This is a genomic window from Amycolatopsis sp. Hca4, assembly GCF_013364075.1.
Taxonomy (GTDB): Bacteria; Actinomycetota; Actinomycetes; order Mycobacteriales; family Pseudonocardiaceae; genus Amycolatopsis.
Genome location: NZ_CP054925.1, coordinates 10,237,772 through 10,253,698, shown reverse-complemented (window position 1 = coordinate 10,253,698; position 15,927 = coordinate 10,237,772). Strand labels below are relative to the sequence as shown.

Below are 15,927 nucleotides of genomic sequence, written 5' to 3'. Positions count from 1 at the left end.
CGTGGTGTGCTCCATACTGGGCACGTGCGGGTACTGGTGGTCGACGACGACGAGGCCGTCCGCCGCTCTCTTGAGCATGCGCTGCGCCGGGACGGCTACCAGGTGTCCCTCGCGGCCGACGGCGGGCAGGCGCTGGACGAGCTCGGCCGGTCGCGGCCCGAGGTGATCGTGCTGGACGTGCTGGTTCCCGAACCGAACGGCCTGGAGATCTGCCGCCGGCTGCGCCGCCGCGGCGACCAGACGCCGATTCTCATGCTCACCGCGCGCGACCTGATCGAGGACCGCGTCGCCGGGCTGGACGCGGGCGCCGACGACTACCTGGTCAAGCCGTTCGCGCTGGACGAGCTGCGGGCACGGCTGCGAGCCCTGCTGCGGCGCAGCGGCGCGGTCCGGGAAGTGCTGCGGTTCGACGGCATCGAGCTGGACACCACCACCTGCCGGGTGCAGCGCGACGGCCGGGCGATCGAGCTGACGCGCACCGAGTACTCGCTGCTGGAGTTGTTCCTGCGCAACCCACAGCGCGTGCTGAGCCGCGAGCTGATCTTCGAATCGGTGTGGGGCTACGACTTCGGGCCCGCGTCCAACCAGCTGTGGGTCTACATCTCCTATCTGCGCGGGAAACTGGAAGCCGCCGGTGAGCCCCGGCTGATCCAGACCGTGCGCGGCCTGGGATACGTGTTGCGGGACCAACCATGACCTTGCGCACCAGGGTCGGCCTCGCGGGTGGGGTTGTCGTGCTGCTGGCGCTCGCCGTGGCGTCGCTGGTGGTCTACCCGGCCGTGCGGTCGATCATGCGGCAACAGGTCGACGCGTCGCTGAAGCAGAGCATCGGCGAGGGTGATTCCCTCGCCCGCCAGCTCAAGCAGAAGGTCGCCGAGTCCGGCGACAAGATCCCGATCGACGAGCCGGTCGAACTGGGCAGCACGCTCGTCCAGTTCGTCAGCGGCCCGGTGTACCCCGGCTCGAACCGGGCCTTCGTCGAGATCACCCAGCGGGACGCCGAAGTCGCCGACGGCACGCAGCCGGCGTACTTCCAGGACACGGTCTACCACGGCGTCGAGTACCGCCTCCTCACCTCCGGGATGGGCAAGCAGCCGGGTGGGCTGATGCGGGTCGCCCACCGGCAGGACGACCAGGCCGCCGTCCTGGCCTCGCTGGCGGCGTTGCTGGTCGCGCTGACACTCGGCGGCGGCCTGGTGGCCGCGGTGACCGCGCGGCTGGCGGCGCGCCGCGTGCTGCGGCCGGTCCGGCAGCTCACCCGGACCGTCGAGCACATCACCGCGACCCACGACCTGACCGCGCCCGTCGACCACCTGACCGGACGTGACGAGATCGGCCACCTCGGTCAGGCTTTCGCCGCCATGACAACGGCTTTGGACGCGTCCATGCGGGCGCAGCGGCAACTGGTCGCCGACGCCTCGCACGAGCTGCGCACCCCGTTGACGAGCCTCACCACCAACCTCGAACTGCTCGCCGACGGCGACGGCCTGCGCGCGCCCGAGGCCCCGGCGCTCGTGCAGGACGCGATCGGCCAGGCACGGGAACTGCGGTCGCTGATCAACAACCTGGTCGACCTCGCCCGGTACGGCAAGAACACCGCCCGCACCGAGGACACCCGGCTCGACCTGGTGGCGAAGACCGTGATCGCCAAGGCCGCCACGCGCACCTCGGCCCCACGGTTCACGTCCACCCTGACCCCGTGCCTCGTGCACGTCGACCCGGACGCGATCGAGCGGGCCATCGGCAATCTCGTGGACAACGCGGTGAAGTGGAGCCCACCCGACGGCGAGATCACGATCACCGTGGCCGGCGGCGAGTTCGCGGTCACCGATGAGGGCCCCGGCATCCCCGCGGCCGACCTGCCGTTCGTGTTCGACCGGTTCTACCGCTCCACCCAGGCCCGGTCGATGCCGGGTTCCGGGCTGGGTCTGGCGATCGTGCGCCAGGTGGTGGAGACCCACGGCGGGCAGGTTGCCGCCGAACCACTGGAGAACGGCCTGCGCATGCGGTTCCGCCTGCCGGTCGTGCCCGACTGCGACCCGTAGGGTCTCGCTCGAGACGTCAGCTGCGTACGAAGCTATGCGGTATCCGGCTGCCGGGTGGTCATGGCGCGGCGGCGTATTCCGCCCTGGGAGACGTCGTGTTGTCGCCGGACTGGGCTGGTTGGGCCCGCCACAGGGAGATGCCCAAGCCGATCAGCGCTACTCCGGCCGGAACGGCCAACGGCCGGTTGAACGACTCCGGGAGCACCGCGAGCGCGAGCGTGGCGACGGTGCCCGCGGCGAGCAGCGCCGAAGCCCACCGGGCGAGGACGCGTGCCCGGAACAGCGCGATGCCGAACAGGCAGCCGCCCGCGAGGTAGCCGACGGAGCTGACCACGAAGACGGTCTGCATGGCGCCGATGCCGTGGGATGCGGTGCCACCGAAGGCAACGGCGAGGACGTCCGCGACGTAGCCGGGCGCCGTGTGCGCCAGCGCCGGCAGAACGGCGGCGGCGACAACCTCGACGCTCAGCATGGACAGATAGCCGACGGCGAACAACACGTAACCGAGGAAGCCGAGGATGCCCGTCTCCCGCACCTGGCGCAGGTACATGCCGGTGATGCCGGCGAGCGCCAGCGCGGCCATGAGCGCCTTCGCCGTGCTGCGCACGGCCCAGTCGGTGGTGGTGACCGCCGAGACGTCCATGGCCGGATGGCCGATCTGGACCGCGATGAACAGTGCCCCCGCGATCGCGGCAGCGACTCCGGTGGCCCGCGAAAGGCCTCTTGCGCCGGGCGCCGTGGGTAACTGCTTCGCCTTGCCGGGTCTTCGTGTGGCAGTCATGCGTTGCTCCTCCGAGGCGGTACGACGGAGGTGTACGCCGTACACCTCTAGTGCGCCCAAGCTAGGCGTACGATGTACACCTGTCAAGACCGGGCACGAGCTGGAGGATCCGGATGCAGGACACCGCCACGACCGGCGGCCGGGAGCGGCTCAACCGCGCCAAGGTGCTGCGCGCCGCCGTCGAACTGGCGGACGAAGGCGGCTTCGAGGGCTTGACCATGCGCAGGCTCGCGGACCGGCTCGGCGTCGTGCCCATGGCGCTCTACAAGCACGTGGCGGACAAGCGCGAGCTCCTCGACGGCATGGCCGACCTGGTCTTCGCCGAGGTCGAGGTCCCGGTCGACGTCGACTGGCGGACCGCCATGCGCCTCCGCGCGGGGTCGATGCGGCAGGCTTTGCTGCGTCACCCGTGGGCGGTCGGCCGGATGGAAACGGGTACCCCGGGACCGGCGAACCTGCACCACCACAACGCGGTGATGCGGTGCCTCCGCAGTGACGCGGGCTTTCCCTTCCGCATGGCCGTGCACGCGTACAACCTGTTGGACGCCTACGTCTACGGGTTCGCCCTGCAGGAGAAAACCCTGGCCGGCGACATCCCGGCGGAAGCGGCGCGACGGAAGGAAGCCGTCGTCGACCGGCAACCGTCGGGACTCGAGGACTACCCCTACCTCGCCGAGGTGGTCACCGAACTGGCGAAAACGGGGTTCGCCTTCGCCGACGAATTCGAGTTCGGGCTCGCCCTCATCCTCGACGGCCTCAGCCGGGCGCCTCAGCAAGGCTCTCGCACAGCCGACATCGGGCCGACCCCACCACCGCGGCCGTCAGCCCGGTGAAGCCGAGTCCTGAAAGCCCTGCGGCCACTGCAACGGCTCTCGTGGACGGCTGGCGATAAGGGCAGCGCGAACTCGGGCACGGTGCCGGGCTGACCCGGCATTCGTCTCTCGAGGTTCACGCCCGCCCTTGCCCCGCGACCGGGAAGCCGGCCCTCCGGCTTGACTTGGAGCGCGCTCCGAGTCCTAGCGTCGGCGGCGTTCGCCGGCCCTCGACCTTCCTCGACACCGCCGATGCCTACGGCACCGGGCCCAACGAGGTGCTGGTGGGCCGGGCCGTCCGCTCCAGTCTCCCCGACCAGGTGCAGCTGGCCACCAAGTTCGGCATCGACCGCAGCGCCGGCGACCGGGCACGTCGCATCCGCGGTGCGCGCGATTTCGTGCTGCGCTCCTGCGACGCCTCGCTGCTGCGGCTGGGCGTCGACGTGATCGACCTGTACTACGCCCACCGCCCGCCGCAGGACGTGGAGATCGAGGAGACCGTCGGGGCGATGGCCGAGCTGGTCCAGGCGGGCAAGGTCCGCCACCTGGGCCTGTCCGAGGTCGACGGCGAGCTGCTGCGCCGGGCGCACGCGGTGCACCCCATCACCGCGGTGCAGAGCGAGTACTCGCTCTGGACCCGCGACGTCGAGACGGTCACCCCGGTGATGGCCGAACTGGGAGTCGGGCTGGTGCCCTACTCGCCGCTGGGACGGGGATTCCTGACCGGCACCCTGGACCGTTCCGCGCTGAGCGAGAGGGACTTCCGGCGGACCAACCCCCGATTCGCCGGCGAGGCGGGCGAAGCCAACGAGAAGATCGCGCAGACCGTGCGGGAGGTGGCCGACCGGCTGGGCGCCACCCCGGCCCAGGTCGCGCTGGCCTGGGTGTACGCCCAGGCCGACCGGCTCGGGGTGGCGGTGGCGCCCATTCCGGGCACCCGCAACCCGGCCCGCCTGGAGGAGAACGCGGCCGCGCTGGAGCTCACCCTGGCCGCCGAGGCGCTGGCCACGCTCAATCCGCTGAGCGACCAGGTGACGGGCGAGCGCTACACCCCCGCGCACACCGCCGAAGTCGCCCGGGGCTGACCGGTGCACGCGACGTCGGCGAGCGGACTTTGCCGGGTCGATCGGCGCTGAACGGTCACCAGCCGACGGGGCCGAGGCGATCGATGAAGATCCCGGTCGGCCCGTCCGCGCCGAGTGTCGCGAGTTCGATGATCGGGTCGGTGCCCTCGGTGACCGTCAGCTGGCCGGTGTGGTTGTTCATGTCGGTGGCGGTGTACTTGCGGTTGACGACTTCGCCGGGGGTGATGGCGTTGACCTTGAAGTTCGGCAGCGCCTGGGCGTACCGGACGGTGATCATGTTCAGCGCCGCTTTCGACGAGCTGTAGGCGAGCTCGTGCATCTTCGAGACGGGCTGCGTCGGATCGGCCATGACGGCGAAGGAACCACCACCGCTGGACACCATCACCACCCGGGGAACGTCCGCCGCGGTCAGCAGGGGAAGGAACGCGTGCGTGACCCTGACCGGCCCGTACACGTTGGTGTCGTAGACGGAATGGATCTCCTCGGCCGTGGCATCCGCGGGCGGGACGGCGTTGCCCGGCGCGCCGGCGTTGTTGATCAGCACGTCCAGCCGGTCGGTGTGCTTTCGCACGAGCTGCACGGCATCGGCCACCGACTCGTCCGAGGTCACGTCCAGCGGGACCATGACCACATTCGCCCCACCGGCAGCCAGCTTGTCGGCGGCCGCCTGGCCCCGGCCTTCGTCCCGTGAGCCGAGGAAGATCGTCCAGCCCCGCTCACCGAGCCGCCGCGCCGCTTCGAAGCCGAGTCCCTTGTTGCCTCCGGTGATCAACACCGAGGTCCGCTCTTCGTTCGTCATGGCCACAAGACACCGCTTTCCGCTCGGCTGTGACCACGTGTGAACGACCTCACATGCCGACCTCCGAGTGTCATGGAGCCTGATCAACTGCGCCCGTTGAGTCAGTCGGCGTGGTGCGCGTAAACGCTGCGGGACACGCATCCTCACCTGGCCGTTGTGATGGTTTTTACCGCTGCCAATAGCGCTGACCTGCTCGCCACGGCAACAACTACTTCTTGGACATGGCGGGCAGCACCGTCCTGATGACAGTCTCCATCGCCGCCGCGTAGTCCGAGAAGCCCAGGTCCGAAAGTCGGGATACCTGCCGCTACCCAGCCCATTGACTCGATCGTCCCCGCGCTTCGAGTTCTGGCGACTACGTCGTCTCGGGGCCTCCGGCGATCGAGTCACGGCACAACAGGCAGTCGTCGTCGATGCAGCGGGTGATGTCCTGGTTCGCCCTGATGGCCGCGGCAGCAGATGCGAGAGTTTGCCGCGCGGGAAATGCCTGCCACCGCGATCCGCCGACGACCGCGGTACGGATGTGGGGGTGCAGGAACGGCTCCAGGCGCGGGAACCCTTCGGAGCAAGATCCGACTTCGACCATGGATACCCGACGGTCGGGGTTGCGAGCCCAGCGAAGGAACAGACGACGTCCCGCTTGCTGTTCGGCCAGGTGAAGCGCTGTCATTCGGTTGAGCCCTACTCCGATCAAGATGATCAACCCATCTTGCGCGGCCAATTCGCGGATTGGGCCGTACACATCGGAGGGGTTCTGCACCGAAATCAACTTTCCGGCCAGGGGGCCGATTGCGGCGAACGAGTTGAGCGGATGCATGCCGCGCACAACGCTGGTGCGGCTGATCACCGCCGCTGGGAGCCTGCCCAGGCCCGGGTTGATGAGCCCGCAGTCGGCGGTATAGGTGGCGCCTTCCGGGGTCGTGGACGCCGTGGAGAGTTCGGAGTAGTCGATGCCGTTGCGCACCGGCCGCAGGCCGACAGGCGGGGATACACCGAATTGGGGTTCGGTGAAGGCTGGCACAAGTACGGTGCGGTTGCTTGCCAGCAGGGCGTCCAGCAGGGCGTCCGCGCCACCCGCGATGGGTGCGCCGAAGGAGCGCAACGAGGCGTGCACCATGATCGGATGATCTCGCGGCGCCAGTTCGTCGACCGCCTTGTTGAGGTGTTCGGTCAGAATCATCACGGATCTCCTCGAACCGAAGGCCAGCAGTGTTGGTGATTCAGACGGAGTGGCGGGCGTCGACGATCCGGCCGTGCCGGAGCTCCTCCAACGCCACCGCTGTCGCTCGCGTGTCTGGGTGGTCCTCGCCCAGCACCCGGCGACGGCGGTCCAGAACATCCCGGTAACCGGCCTCCGCCTCCACTGGCTGGCCGCGGCCGGCTGCGATCCAGGCAAGCTCGTGCCGGATGACGAGCGTCTCGGGATGATCGGCACCGAGGAGCTGCGCACGCAGGTCAAGAAGGTCACGGTAGCCGGTTTCGGCTTGTGCCCACTTGCCTTCTTTAGCGGTGATCCAGGCAAGTTCGTGCTGGGTTCCCAGAGTTCGCTGGTGCGTGGGGCCGAGCACCCGCATACGATCCTCGAGGACCGCTCGGAGGACTGCTTGCGCTTCGTCGAGTCGCCCCTGATTCGCGATCGCCCAGCCGAGCTCATGGCGGGTGATCAGGATGTCGGGATCGTCGGAGTCCAGAACGCCGACGCTGTCGCGGAGGACCGCTCGATAGCCTTTCTCGGCTTTCGCCCATTCCTTCCCACAGCCGGCGATCCAGGCGAGTTCGTGTCGACACCTAAGAACATCCGGGTGCTCGGGGGTGAGCTGCCGCAGCCGGTTCCGGAGAACATCCTGGTAGAGGCTTTCCGCTCCGGCCAAATCACCCCGGTCTGCGACCGCCCACGCCAACATGTGGCGAAGGCGAAGCACCGTGAGATGCCCGTTCCCCAGCTCAGCGCTGTGTGCCAGGGCGCGCTCGCACAGGACACTCCCCGCTCGGCCGGCTCCGCTGAGGTTGAACGCCCAGGCCATGCGGGCCGCGGTTTCCAGGAGCTGGATGAGATGCTCTCGGTCCACCTGCTGTGCTGTGGTCTCCAGGAGGCTCAGCAGATGGGGTCCGAGCAGTGCGTACTCCGGCCAGGCCGCCGGCCGATCATGCGGCAGACCGGCGACATCGGCGGCAAGAAGGGCGACCGCGGTGTGCCGGACCCAGCCCGGGTGTGGTTCCGGCCCGTCCAGGCTGGCTCGGCCGACCGCTCTGACGACGGGATGCACGACGATGCCGCCTGGGGAGCCGAAGTCGATCAGGCCGACCTCCCGCAGACCCCGCAACGCTTCGTCCAGGTGCCGGATCGGTGGAGTGTTGTCACGCGAGGTCGGCGGGCCGGAGAGGAAGCCTGCGTCGAGGAGACCCTCGGGGATAGCTGTGGAGGCGTAGCAGCTGGCCAGCTGCAGCACTGGTCGAGCCTGCGGGAATCCCCGCTGTGCCAGCTCGTCCAGGGACATCTCCACGGCACGGCCTGCCGGTGTCCCCGTCACCGCTGCGGCGGCACGTGCCCTCCGGCCGGATCCGACCGTCCCACCGATCGCTGGTTCGTAGGCGGCGAAGGTGGCTCGTCGGGTGGTCCGCGAACGTAGGTGGCTGCCCGCCAGATGCAGGCTCAGCGGGTGGCCGTCAAGACGACGCGCCAGCGCCCTCGCCTGGTCTTCGTCGCCCGCCGTCGGCGCGAGTTCGCGCAGAATCCGGGCGGCGTCATTCTCGTCCAGTGCGCCGATGGACAGGATTCGTGCCGCTTCCCACATCCGCGGATCGGTCTCCCGGCTGGTCACCAGCGCCAGGCCGTGTGCACTCGAACGCACCCAGCCCGTTAGATCCTGGATTCCGGCCGGCGAAGTTCCGGTCGCCAGCACCCGGGGATCATCGGCTTCATCGAACACCAGCAGCCACTCGGGTGATACGCGGTCGAGCAACTTCCAGAAGCGGTCAGCGGCGTCCGCCGTGCCCCGGGCGATCGCCTCGACGTCGTGCGGGGCCGCGCCCATCTGACGCGCCACCGTCATCAGGCCCTGCGATAAGGCGACCGGATCGACCGCCGAGATCCACCACACCCGGCCACCTCGCGCCCGGACATGCTCGGCCAGGGCCGCGGCCACCGTCGTCTTGCCCATGCCCCCCGCGCCGGTGAGCACCGCGGGCTTTCGCTGCGATCCACGCGTCAGCGCCAGCAGGTCATCCAGCAGCGCACGGCGGCCGATGAACCGGGCGGATCCCCGGGGAACTTGGTATCCGGACCTGGCTTTCAGCACTCGCAGCCTGGCTTCCAAACCGTCGTCGGTAATGTACTCCTCGACGATCTCGCTGATGCGGTTCAACCGCTCCCGCAAGGTCTCAGCCACGGTGCGGTCATCATCGCTGGCCACTATCGCTCCTCCTCTTCCTCGGGCGGGCCCATCTCCGGCGGTTCCAATAGCGGACGAAGCCGTTTCTTGACCAGATGGACGACCTGGCGGACGTTATTGGCCTTCTTATGCAGAACCTCGGCAATCTCTGCCGGTGTGTAGCCTTCGGTGATCAAATACATCACCTGGCGCTGCGCCGACGGCAGACATGCAAGGATGCTCGCGACGAACTGACGATCTTCCGAGGCCGTCAGCGCCGATTTGTCCGTCGGCAGCGTCGCCCCGTCCTCGTCGAGCGCGACGGACCGCAGCCGACACCGCTCGTCCTTGAGCCAGCGCCTTGCCGTTTTCAACGCGTAAGCCCGAGGATGCCGAACCCGGCCGGGGTCAGAGACGGGAAGGTTCCAACGTTCGAAGAGCTTCTCCATGGCGTGTGCGACGCAGTCGTCGGCGTCGGCCGCAGAAGCCCCCTCCATGACCATCAACGCCTTCGCCAGCTTCCGGTATTCGGCGCGGAAGAAGTCGTCGAATCCGCCCGGGTAAGCCACTTTCCCGCCCGCGGCGGACTTATCGGTGGCGAGCTGCTCCTCATCGGACACCGGAACCCTCCCAGGGTGACCAGCCACCCCGGCCGCATGCGTGTACGAAAGCCTCCGGTGGTGGTTCGCGCGTCCCGACGAACGCCAGCGCCACCTTCAGGCGGTAACCCCAGGCACGCAATGCCGCGGCCGCCACTACCCCAGTCGCGACGCACGTGCCGCAGAACGCGGCCACGTCGTTGAGCTGAGCCAGTACCTCCACCAAAGCCACCCATCCCGCCAGCCGTGCTGGCACCGCAACGCCGACCGTGGGAACAAAGCCGCAGTCATCCATGTCCACGTGGGCCGCCCTTCGCCTCGTCGATCCATCGATTGACTTATAAGAGCCCCTGGCCACCAGATACGTTAAAACCCCTGATCACGCCACCGTTAAAGGCAACATCGGTACCCCGCAGGCGCTGGGAGATCGGCCAACCACGTTGTGCCTCCGCCCGGCGGTTCACGCGGGTACGCCAGGTCAGCGCCGGCAGGGCCCTGACGGACTCCGACAGGCAGGCACACGGGGCGAAAATCCGGCGATCGCGTGCGCTGTACACACCGCCTTGATGCTGCGTCAGCATCCCCGAGCCGCGGCCGAAGACCAGCCGCCGTCGATCATCGCCCATCTCGACGGGATCACGGCGACGATCGGCTCGGTCGGCTGACGTCCTGTTATGCCGCAGGTCACGCTACTGCAACGCGCGCTCATGCCGACGAGCGTGTGTTCACTGGGGCGTATCGATGTCGACCCGGTCGGTGATCCACCGTGCCAAAGTCTCGACGTAACCGGACGCCAAAGCGGCGCCACCGTTGACCTGAACGCGGTGGTCGGCGTGAGGGAACACCTCAACGGTCAAGGTGGCCCGCGGATCACGATCGGAGTGACAGGCGGCCGCGGCGAACATGCTGATGCTGTCGGCAACCGGAACAAGCTCATCAGCCCCACCGAAGGTCGCCAAATAGGGGCAGCGCAGGCGCAGCATATCAGGAATCGGATCGTGGTCTTGCTTGCGCTTGGTGAACTCCCAAAGACTCGCGTCCACCTCGGACCAGTACTCCTTGAACAGATCTTCGGCAGCAGCGGGGACCGGGAAAGAGCGGACCAATCGCGTAGCTTCGGTGAAGTCCGCACCGCGCCGCCCAGCTTCAACGAGGCGGTCGAACGCGGCCAGTGTCACGTCGGCGTCGTCGGACGTGACCCCGGCTGTCGCCCGGAGAGCGGTGGCCAGCGCATGCCGATCCTGCACCGCGGGTGTCATGCCGGGACAGCCGTTGGTGACCACCCAGGGCACTTCCTCCCGGGCCGCGGCGCACAGGACGACCCATCCGCCTTCGCTATGCCCGAACAGGCCGGCGCTCTCGGCGTGCACACCGGGCTGGGCACGGAGAAAATCGAGCGCGGCGACGGCGTCGAACGCGAAGTCGTCGATGGTCGCTTCAAGCCAGTCACCGGAGGACCCGCCAACGCCGCGCTTGTCGTAGGACAGCACAACGAGCCCAGCTTCGACGAGTTGCCGGCGGATCGGCAGGAAGAAGCCGTCGTTGCTCCGGTCCGACGGTCCTGAACCACCGACCATGACCACACCCGGGGCCGGGACTCCTCGATTGGGAACAGTCAGCGTCCCGGCCAACACCACTCCGGTGCTCGAGAAGGTCACATCGCGTACGAGCTCATCGGTCACCATCAACCCAGTATCTCGATGTCAGGCGACGTCTTGCCATGCCGCAGAGCGGTCGTCCGCCGGACGCACGCTCATGCCGACGAGTGTGCGTACGCCTCGGTGAATGCCGGCACGGCGGCGTTCACGTCGAAGGTCACCCACCAGAACGCGCCACCGCGCAGCGTGGGCCACCTCGACCATCCGGTGCATAAGGTCACTGCCGCGGCGGTTCCTCCACCCGCAGCGGGCTCCTGTCACGAACCAGCCGGCGGCCGGGTCAGTTCCAGAGGCCGGCGGCGGCGGTTTCGGCGACATAGTCTTCGAACGGCCTGGAGGGCCGGCCGAGAGCCCGTTCCACACCGTCGGCGGGTTCGGGGGCCGCGCCGTCGCGGATGGCGACGAGAATGCCGGTGAGCAGCCTCGCGATGTCGGGCGGGATGCCGTTGGCGACCTGACGCTCGGTGTGCGCCTCGGGGGCGACGTCGACGTACCGGATCGTGCGTCCGGCAGCCTTGCCGATGAGGTCCGCCGCCTCACCGAAACTGATCGCCCGGGGTCCGGTCAGCTGGTAGATGCGACCCGCGTGGTCGTCTTCGGTGAGCGCCGCGGCGGCGACTTCGGCGATGTCCTCCGCGTCGATGAACGGCGTGCGCCCTTCACCGGCAGGCAAGGACAGCGTCCCGGCCAGGATCCCCGGCAGCCAGGGCCCCTCGCTGAAGTTCTGCGAGAACCAGTCCGGCCGCAGGATGGTCCAGTCGAGCCCGCAGGCGCGCACGGCCTGTTCGGCGGCCTTGAGCGGATGGCGGTCGTCGGCTTCGCCGACGCCACCGGCCGACAGCAGCACCAACCGCCGCACACCTGCGGCGACCGCTTCGGCCACGAACCTCGGGATGCGGTCCCCGCTCGCCTGGAGGTTGGGTTCCACGACGTAGGCCGCGGTCACGCCCTGGAGTGCGGGTGCCCAGGTCGCCGGATCCGCGAGGTCGAACGCGATGTCTCCGCCGGCGCGGCAAGCCGATCGCACAGCCTGGCCGGCCGCCTTGAGGCGCCGGGTGATGCGGCGACCGGTCTTCCCGGTGCCGCCGACGATGAGGATGTTCTGCATATCGGACAGCCAACTCCTTGCCCCGAAGACGATCCATGGGAGAACGTCGAGAAACCCTTTGTGATCGTCTACGGTGAGCGGGTGGACGTGCTGAGCGACCTGCTGGTCCGGGCCCGCGCCGGCAACACCCGAGTCCGGCAGCTGATCCGGCGGCCACCGTGGTCGGTGACCTACGCCGATCCACCACCGTTGACCGTCGTGGCCACCCTCGGCGGATGCGCCTCGGCCAGGTTCGACGACGCCGGCGCCGCGGCGGCGCCGCTTGCCCCCGGGGATATCGCCCTCATCAAGGGACCCGGCCGCCACACGATCGCCGACGACCCGTCCACCCCACCCGGCTTCGTCATCCACCGGGGAAAGAAACACTTTCCCGACGGAGGCGAGGTGACAGAGCAGGCCCAGCAGCCCTCGGCACCCCGCACCTACGGCGACAGCCTGCCCGGGGCAACCACCATGCTGCGCGGCGCCTACGACCTCCACGGTGACGCCGGTGCGCGGCTGCTGGACATGCTTCCACCGCTGGCGGTCGTGCCCGCCGGGCCACGGACCCGGCCGGCACTGGATCTGCTCGCCACCGAGATCGCGCAGGACGAACCCGGCCAGGACGCCGTCCTCGCCCGATTGCTGGATCTGGTGCTCGTGCTGGCCCTGCGCGCCTGGTGCGCCGGACCGCAAGCAGAGCTCCCGGCCTGGTACCGGGCGTTGGAAGATCCCGCCATCGGCGACGCTCTGCGTTTGATGCACGCTGATCCCGCCCATCGATGGACAGTCGCTGCGCTGGCCACCAGGGTCGGCATGTCCCGCGCCGCCTTCGCCGCCCGCTTCACCACCTTGGCAGGCCAGCCACCGCTCACCTATCTCACCGGCTGGCGGATGGCTTTGGGAGCGGACCTGCTCCGGGACACCGAAGCAACCGTCGCCGCCGTCGCCCGCACGGTCGGCTACGAAGACGCCTTCGCGTTCAGCGTTGCGTTCAAACGCGCCCGCGGTGTCAGTCCCTCGACCTGGCGCCGCACATGCGCCGACACCGGCACAACGACCGGCAGGTGAGCAGCCACCTCCGTCCGGCCGCAGCAATTCGGAACAAGCACCACCCCGCGCCGCACAGAGCCGACGTACGTCAGCGGTCTTCTCGTCCGGGTCGTCGGGCCCTCGCTTGGGGAGCAGGCACCGCCAAGTCGCCGACGACATGCTCGATAAAGCCCCCATCAAGCGGCATCGGCCACAGCTGCGGGTGGGCGGGGCCGGCACATCGAGAGTAAGAGCTGCTGCTTCATCATGGCGGCCGAGGAAGTCCAACTGCTGAAAAAGATGCGCGCGGCGAGCAGGCGTAGACCCGGACAGCCTCGCTATACCAGCGCCGGGTGGCGTATCGCTCCACCGCCGCCACCAGCACGACCAAGAACGCGGTCAAGGCCCACGAGAATCCGTCGGTGGCCAGGTTCGTCGCCACTTCGACTACAGCGGCGCACCACATCGCTGATGTCTGCTCAAGCCACTGGTCGGGCCTACGTCCTGCGAGGTACCGATCGTGCTACAGCCGCCTGGTGGTGACCAAGGAGGGTCCGTGGACCGCGTCCACCTGCTCACGCCCGGCTTCGGTAAAACCGAGCTTCTCCAGCACGCGGCGGGAGGCAGCGTTCCACTCCCACACCGTGGCCCACACACATCTGTACCCGGTCGACCTGGCCCAGTCCAGGACAGCCAGCGAAGCCTCCGTCGCGTAACCCCGCCCCCACGCACGACGCAGCAGCTCGAAGGCCAGCTCCGGTTCTTCCTCGAACCCGCGCGTCCTGTCGATCAGCCCGCAGTACCCGATGACGTCGCCGACGGCTTTCCGCTCGACCGCCAACAGCCCAACCGACGACCGGCCCGCACGAATCGCCTGCTCGAGCTCGGCGACAGTGGGATGACCGTCAGCATCGATCCGCCGATGCGACGGCACTCGCGGATCACGTTCGACCCACAGCTCGCGCTGCACAGCCGCCTCGGCCACCCGCCACGGCCTAAGCAGCAGACGATCGGTCTCGAGCACCACCTCAAGTCCCCCGGTCTCCAGCTGCCACGAGAACAATCTCCCACGCACACGGCCGGTCATGCCGAAGGGCGGACGCCGATGCGGTCAATCGGTACAGCCCGTTGCGACTGCATCGGCTCTCTCAGTCAGGCATCCGACGCCGGCCAGGTGCCGTCGAGATCAAATTTTCGACACGGAGCCCGCGTACGGTGAGGCAATGACGAATCCAGTCCTGTTGGTGCCGACTTCGGTTGTCCCAGGTGAACTGCAACGCGTCTTGAGGGCGACGCGGACCGGCCGGCCGCAATCCGGGCACGAGGTTGTCGCACAAGTCCGCCAGCTCATGAATCTGCTGCTGGTAGTCACAACCAGGGAAGAACTCATCACACATGCCTTCTCGCCGATGCGACGTCGCCCTCATCAGCAGAACCGATTCGTGAACCACGGTCACGATCGCCTCCGTGACCACCGACGTCCGGCCGGACTTGCGCCTCCACATGAAGCTCAGTCTCCCAGAACCGTCCTCGCCGGCTAAATCGTCGCGCAGGACAGAACCAACGTCATATCTCCGGATTAGGTCCTGATAAACACCGCCACACCCTGCGCCTGACCGGCGGCCGAGGCAAGCAAGAGCGAACGTGCTCAGGAACCGGCACACCGGCCGCGACAGCATCGACGTACTCTTTAGCGCCTTGCGCTCCGAGATCGGACGCGGACACCCGCACGAACCGGAGCGCCTCGATGCGCTGACTGGAATCGATCAGCTCGGCGACCCGGGACCGCAGCGGGTCACCGCGTTCAAGCCCGCGAACCTGCTCGAGATAGTCCTCGATCCACTCACCGGACTCAAGATCAACGGTCGCGTGCAGCGTGTGCAAACTGCCGTCCACCCCATCGACCAGGAAGGGACCGTGGCCCACCACCATGTCGATCATTTCCTGGGTGCGCACATAACGCTCGCTCTGAGTGTGGACCACCCAACCGAGCCGATGCGGACCGATGTCGGTGATCACCATCGTTGGGCCACCCCGCGTCGACCACCCCGCCAGATGCCGCTCCACGACCTGGACGGCCCACGCCTTCGACACCATGACGACAGCCTATGGGAGGAAGCACGCAGTAGCCGTCCCGCCGGGGATCGAGATCAAGCGATCAGGCTCCCGGCACGTCAGGCTATACGCCCCCCATAGCATGGGCGCCGGCGTAGAGATCACGGGAAGCCACACGCACCCAGGCCAGCTGAACGACGTCCTCACATGCCGCTGACCGGTCGTCCGTCCGGGGCACGCTCGTGCCGAATTGAGACGCACGGCGGAGGCTGATCGAGGACAATCCCCGCATGCATCCTGTAGCCGGCTGGATTTTCGAGGAGAACCTGACCAAGGTCCTGGAGTTCATCGCCGCGCTCGTCGGCTACAGCTGGGACGAGTTCGACGACGGTGCCCTGGAAGCCGGTATCCCGAAGACGGACGCAGACCTTTCACCCGACACGTGGTTTGAGTATCCGGTCACGGGAGCCCCAGACCTCACCCTCCGGATCGCACGCGATCATGGCACCGGAATCCTGAGCATGATCATCGACGGTGAGGTAGGCGACGTGCTCGCTGCTCGCTTCGAGACGCTGCTGGATCTCCACTGACAGACACCGTCGG

Annotated in this window: 15 protein-coding genes; 6 read left to right on the top strand and 9 right to left on the bottom strand. The window is 68.2% G+C overall.

Annotation, left to right across the window (positions count from 1 at the left end):
* The first annotated feature begins 24 nt into the window (after positions 1-24).
* Both HUT10_RS46400 and HUT10_RS46395 read left to right on the top strand, forming a co-directional pair.
* Complete coding sequence (locus tag HUT10_RS46400; RefSeq protein WP_176177026.1) at positions 25-696, top strand: response regulator transcription factor; 672 nt, start codon at positions 25-27, stop codon at positions 694-696.
* Positions 693-2,045 carry a cell wall metabolism sensor histidine kinase WalK gene (locus tag HUT10_RS46395; RefSeq protein WP_176177025.1) on the top strand — a complete coding sequence of 451 codons (1,353 nt, stop codon included), beginning with the start codon at positions 693-695 and terminating at the stop codon, positions 2,043-2,045. The genes HUT10_RS46400 and HUT10_RS46395 overlap by 4 nt, the downstream gene beginning before the upstream one ends.
* Before the next feature lie 58 nt (positions 2,046-2,103).
* On the opposite strand, the gene HUT10_RS46390 is transcribed toward HUT10_RS46395, so the two are convergent.
* Positions 2,104-2,826, bottom strand: coding sequence for a hypothetical protein (locus HUT10_RS46390; RefSeq protein ID WP_217709709.1), 723 nt, complete (start codon positions 2,824-2,826; stop codon positions 2,104-2,106).
* A 113-nt stretch (positions 2,827-2,939) separates the two neighbouring features.
* Between HUT10_RS46390 and HUT10_RS46385 the strand changes: the two genes are divergently transcribed.
* A complete protein-coding gene (locus HUT10_RS46385) occupies positions 2,940-3,659 on the top strand; it encodes a TetR/AcrR family transcriptional regulator C-terminal domain-containing protein (RefSeq protein WP_176177024.1) in 720 nt (239 codons plus the stop codon).
* A 164-nt stretch (positions 3,660-3,823) separates the two neighbouring features.
* The gene (locus tag HUT10_RS46380; RefSeq protein ID WP_303247017.1) at positions 3,824-4,723 is read left to right on the top strand and encodes an aldo/keto reductase; all 900 of its coding nucleotides are present in this window, start codon (positions 3,824-3,826) and stop codon (positions 4,721-4,723) included.
* Between the two features lie 55 nt (positions 4,724-4,778).
* On the opposite strand, the gene HUT10_RS46375 is transcribed toward HUT10_RS46380, so the two are convergent.
* From HUT10_RS46375 to HUT10_RS46350, 6 genes are all read right to left on the bottom strand, one after another.
* Entirely contained in the window at positions 4,779-5,522 is a 744-nt protein-coding gene (locus tag HUT10_RS46375; RefSeq protein ID WP_176177023.1) for an SDR family oxidoreductase, read from the bottom strand.
* A 355-nt stretch (positions 5,523-5,877) separates the two neighbouring features.
* Positions 5,878-6,702, bottom strand: coding sequence for an AAC(3) family N-acetyltransferase (locus HUT10_RS46370; RefSeq protein WP_176177022.1), 825 nt, complete (start codon positions 6,700-6,702; stop codon positions 5,878-5,880).
* A gap of 40 nt (positions 6,703-6,742) precedes the next feature.
* Positions 6,743-8,935, bottom strand: a complete 2,193-nt coding sequence (locus HUT10_RS46365) for a tetratricopeptide repeat protein (RefSeq protein ID WP_176177021.1) — start codon at positions 8,933-8,935, stop codon at positions 6,743-6,745.
* Positions 8,935-9,513: an RNA polymerase sigma factor gene (locus HUT10_RS46360; RefSeq protein WP_176177020.1), complete on the bottom strand. Its 579-nt coding sequence runs from the start codon at positions 9,511-9,513 to the stop codon at positions 8,935-8,937. Before HUT10_RS46360 ends, HUT10_RS46365 begins: the two co-directional genes overlap by 1 nt.
* Before the next feature lie 704 nt (positions 9,514-10,217).
* Positions 10,218-11,177 (bottom strand): S9 family peptidase, encoded by a 960-nt coding sequence (locus tag HUT10_RS46355; protein ID WP_176177019.1) that lies wholly within the window; start codon positions 11,175-11,177, stop codon positions 10,218-10,220.
* A 253-nt stretch (positions 11,178-11,430) separates the two neighbouring features.
* Positions 11,431-12,258, bottom strand: coding sequence for an NAD(P)H-binding protein (locus tag HUT10_RS46350; RefSeq protein WP_176177018.1), 828 nt, complete (start codon positions 12,256-12,258; stop codon positions 11,431-11,433).
* A gap of 81 nt (positions 12,259-12,339) precedes the next feature.
* Here HUT10_RS46350 and HUT10_RS46345 point away from each other — a divergent pair, with 81 nt between their 5' ends.
* Positions 12,340-13,308 carry an AraC family transcriptional regulator gene (locus HUT10_RS46345; protein ID WP_176177017.1) on the top strand — a complete coding sequence of 323 codons (969 nt, stop codon included), beginning with the start codon at positions 12,340-12,342 and terminating at the stop codon, positions 13,306-13,308.
* A 484-nt stretch (positions 13,309-13,792) separates the two neighbouring features.
* On the opposite strand, the gene HUT10_RS46340 is transcribed toward HUT10_RS46345, so the two are convergent.
* Positions 13,793-14,296, bottom strand: a complete 504-nt coding sequence (locus HUT10_RS46340; RefSeq protein WP_254897337.1) for a GNAT family N-acetyltransferase — start codon at positions 14,294-14,296, stop codon at positions 13,793-13,795.
* Between the two features lie 539 nt (positions 14,297-14,835).
* Positions 14,836-15,366: a YrhB domain-containing protein gene (locus tag HUT10_RS46335; protein ID WP_176177015.1), complete on the bottom strand. Its 531-nt coding sequence runs from the start codon at positions 15,364-15,366 to the stop codon at positions 14,836-14,838.
* Positions 15,367-15,614: 248 nt separating this feature from the next.
* Between HUT10_RS46335 and HUT10_RS46330 the strand changes: the two genes are divergently transcribed.
* The gene (locus tag HUT10_RS46330; protein ID WP_176177014.1) at positions 15,615-15,914 is read left to right on the top strand and encodes a hypothetical protein; all 300 of its coding nucleotides are present in this window, start codon (positions 15,615-15,617) and stop codon (positions 15,912-15,914) included.
* The last annotated feature ends 13 nt before the right edge of the window (positions 15,915-15,927 follow it).

Coding starts and splice junctions, on each gene's coding strand:
- HUT10_RS46395 (WP_176177025.1), top strand. CDS start 693: ATGACCTTGCGCACCAGGGTCGGCCTCGCGGGTGGGGTTGTCGTGCTG.
- HUT10_RS46370 (WP_176177022.1), bottom strand. CDS start 6,702: ATGATTCTGACCGAACACCTCAACAAGGCGGTCGACGAACTGGCGCCG.
- HUT10_RS46330 (WP_176177014.1), top strand. CDS start 15,615: ATGCATCCTGTAGCCGGCTGGATTTTCGAGGAGAACCTGACCAAGGTC.
- HUT10_RS46335 (WP_176177015.1), bottom strand. CDS start 15,366: ATGGTGTCGAAGGCGTGGGCCGTCCAGGTCGTGGAGCGGCATCTGGCG.
- HUT10_RS46350 (WP_176177018.1), bottom strand. CDS start 12,258: ATGCAGAACATCCTCATCGTCGGCGGCACCGGGAAGACCGGTCGCCGC.
- HUT10_RS46385 (WP_176177024.1), top strand. CDS start 2,940: ATGCAGGACACCGCCACGACCGGCGGCCGGGAGCGGCTCAACCGCGCC.
- HUT10_RS46390 (WP_217709709.1), bottom strand. CDS start 2,826: ATGACTGCCACACGAAGACCCGGCAAGGCGAAGCAGTTACCCACGGCG.
- HUT10_RS46375 (WP_176177023.1), bottom strand. CDS start 5,522: ATGACGAACGAAGAGCGGACCTCGGTGTTGATCACCGGAGGCAACAAG.
- HUT10_RS46355 (WP_176177019.1), bottom strand. CDS start 11,177: ATGGTGACCGATGAGCTCGTACGCGATGTGACCTTCTCGAGCACCGGA.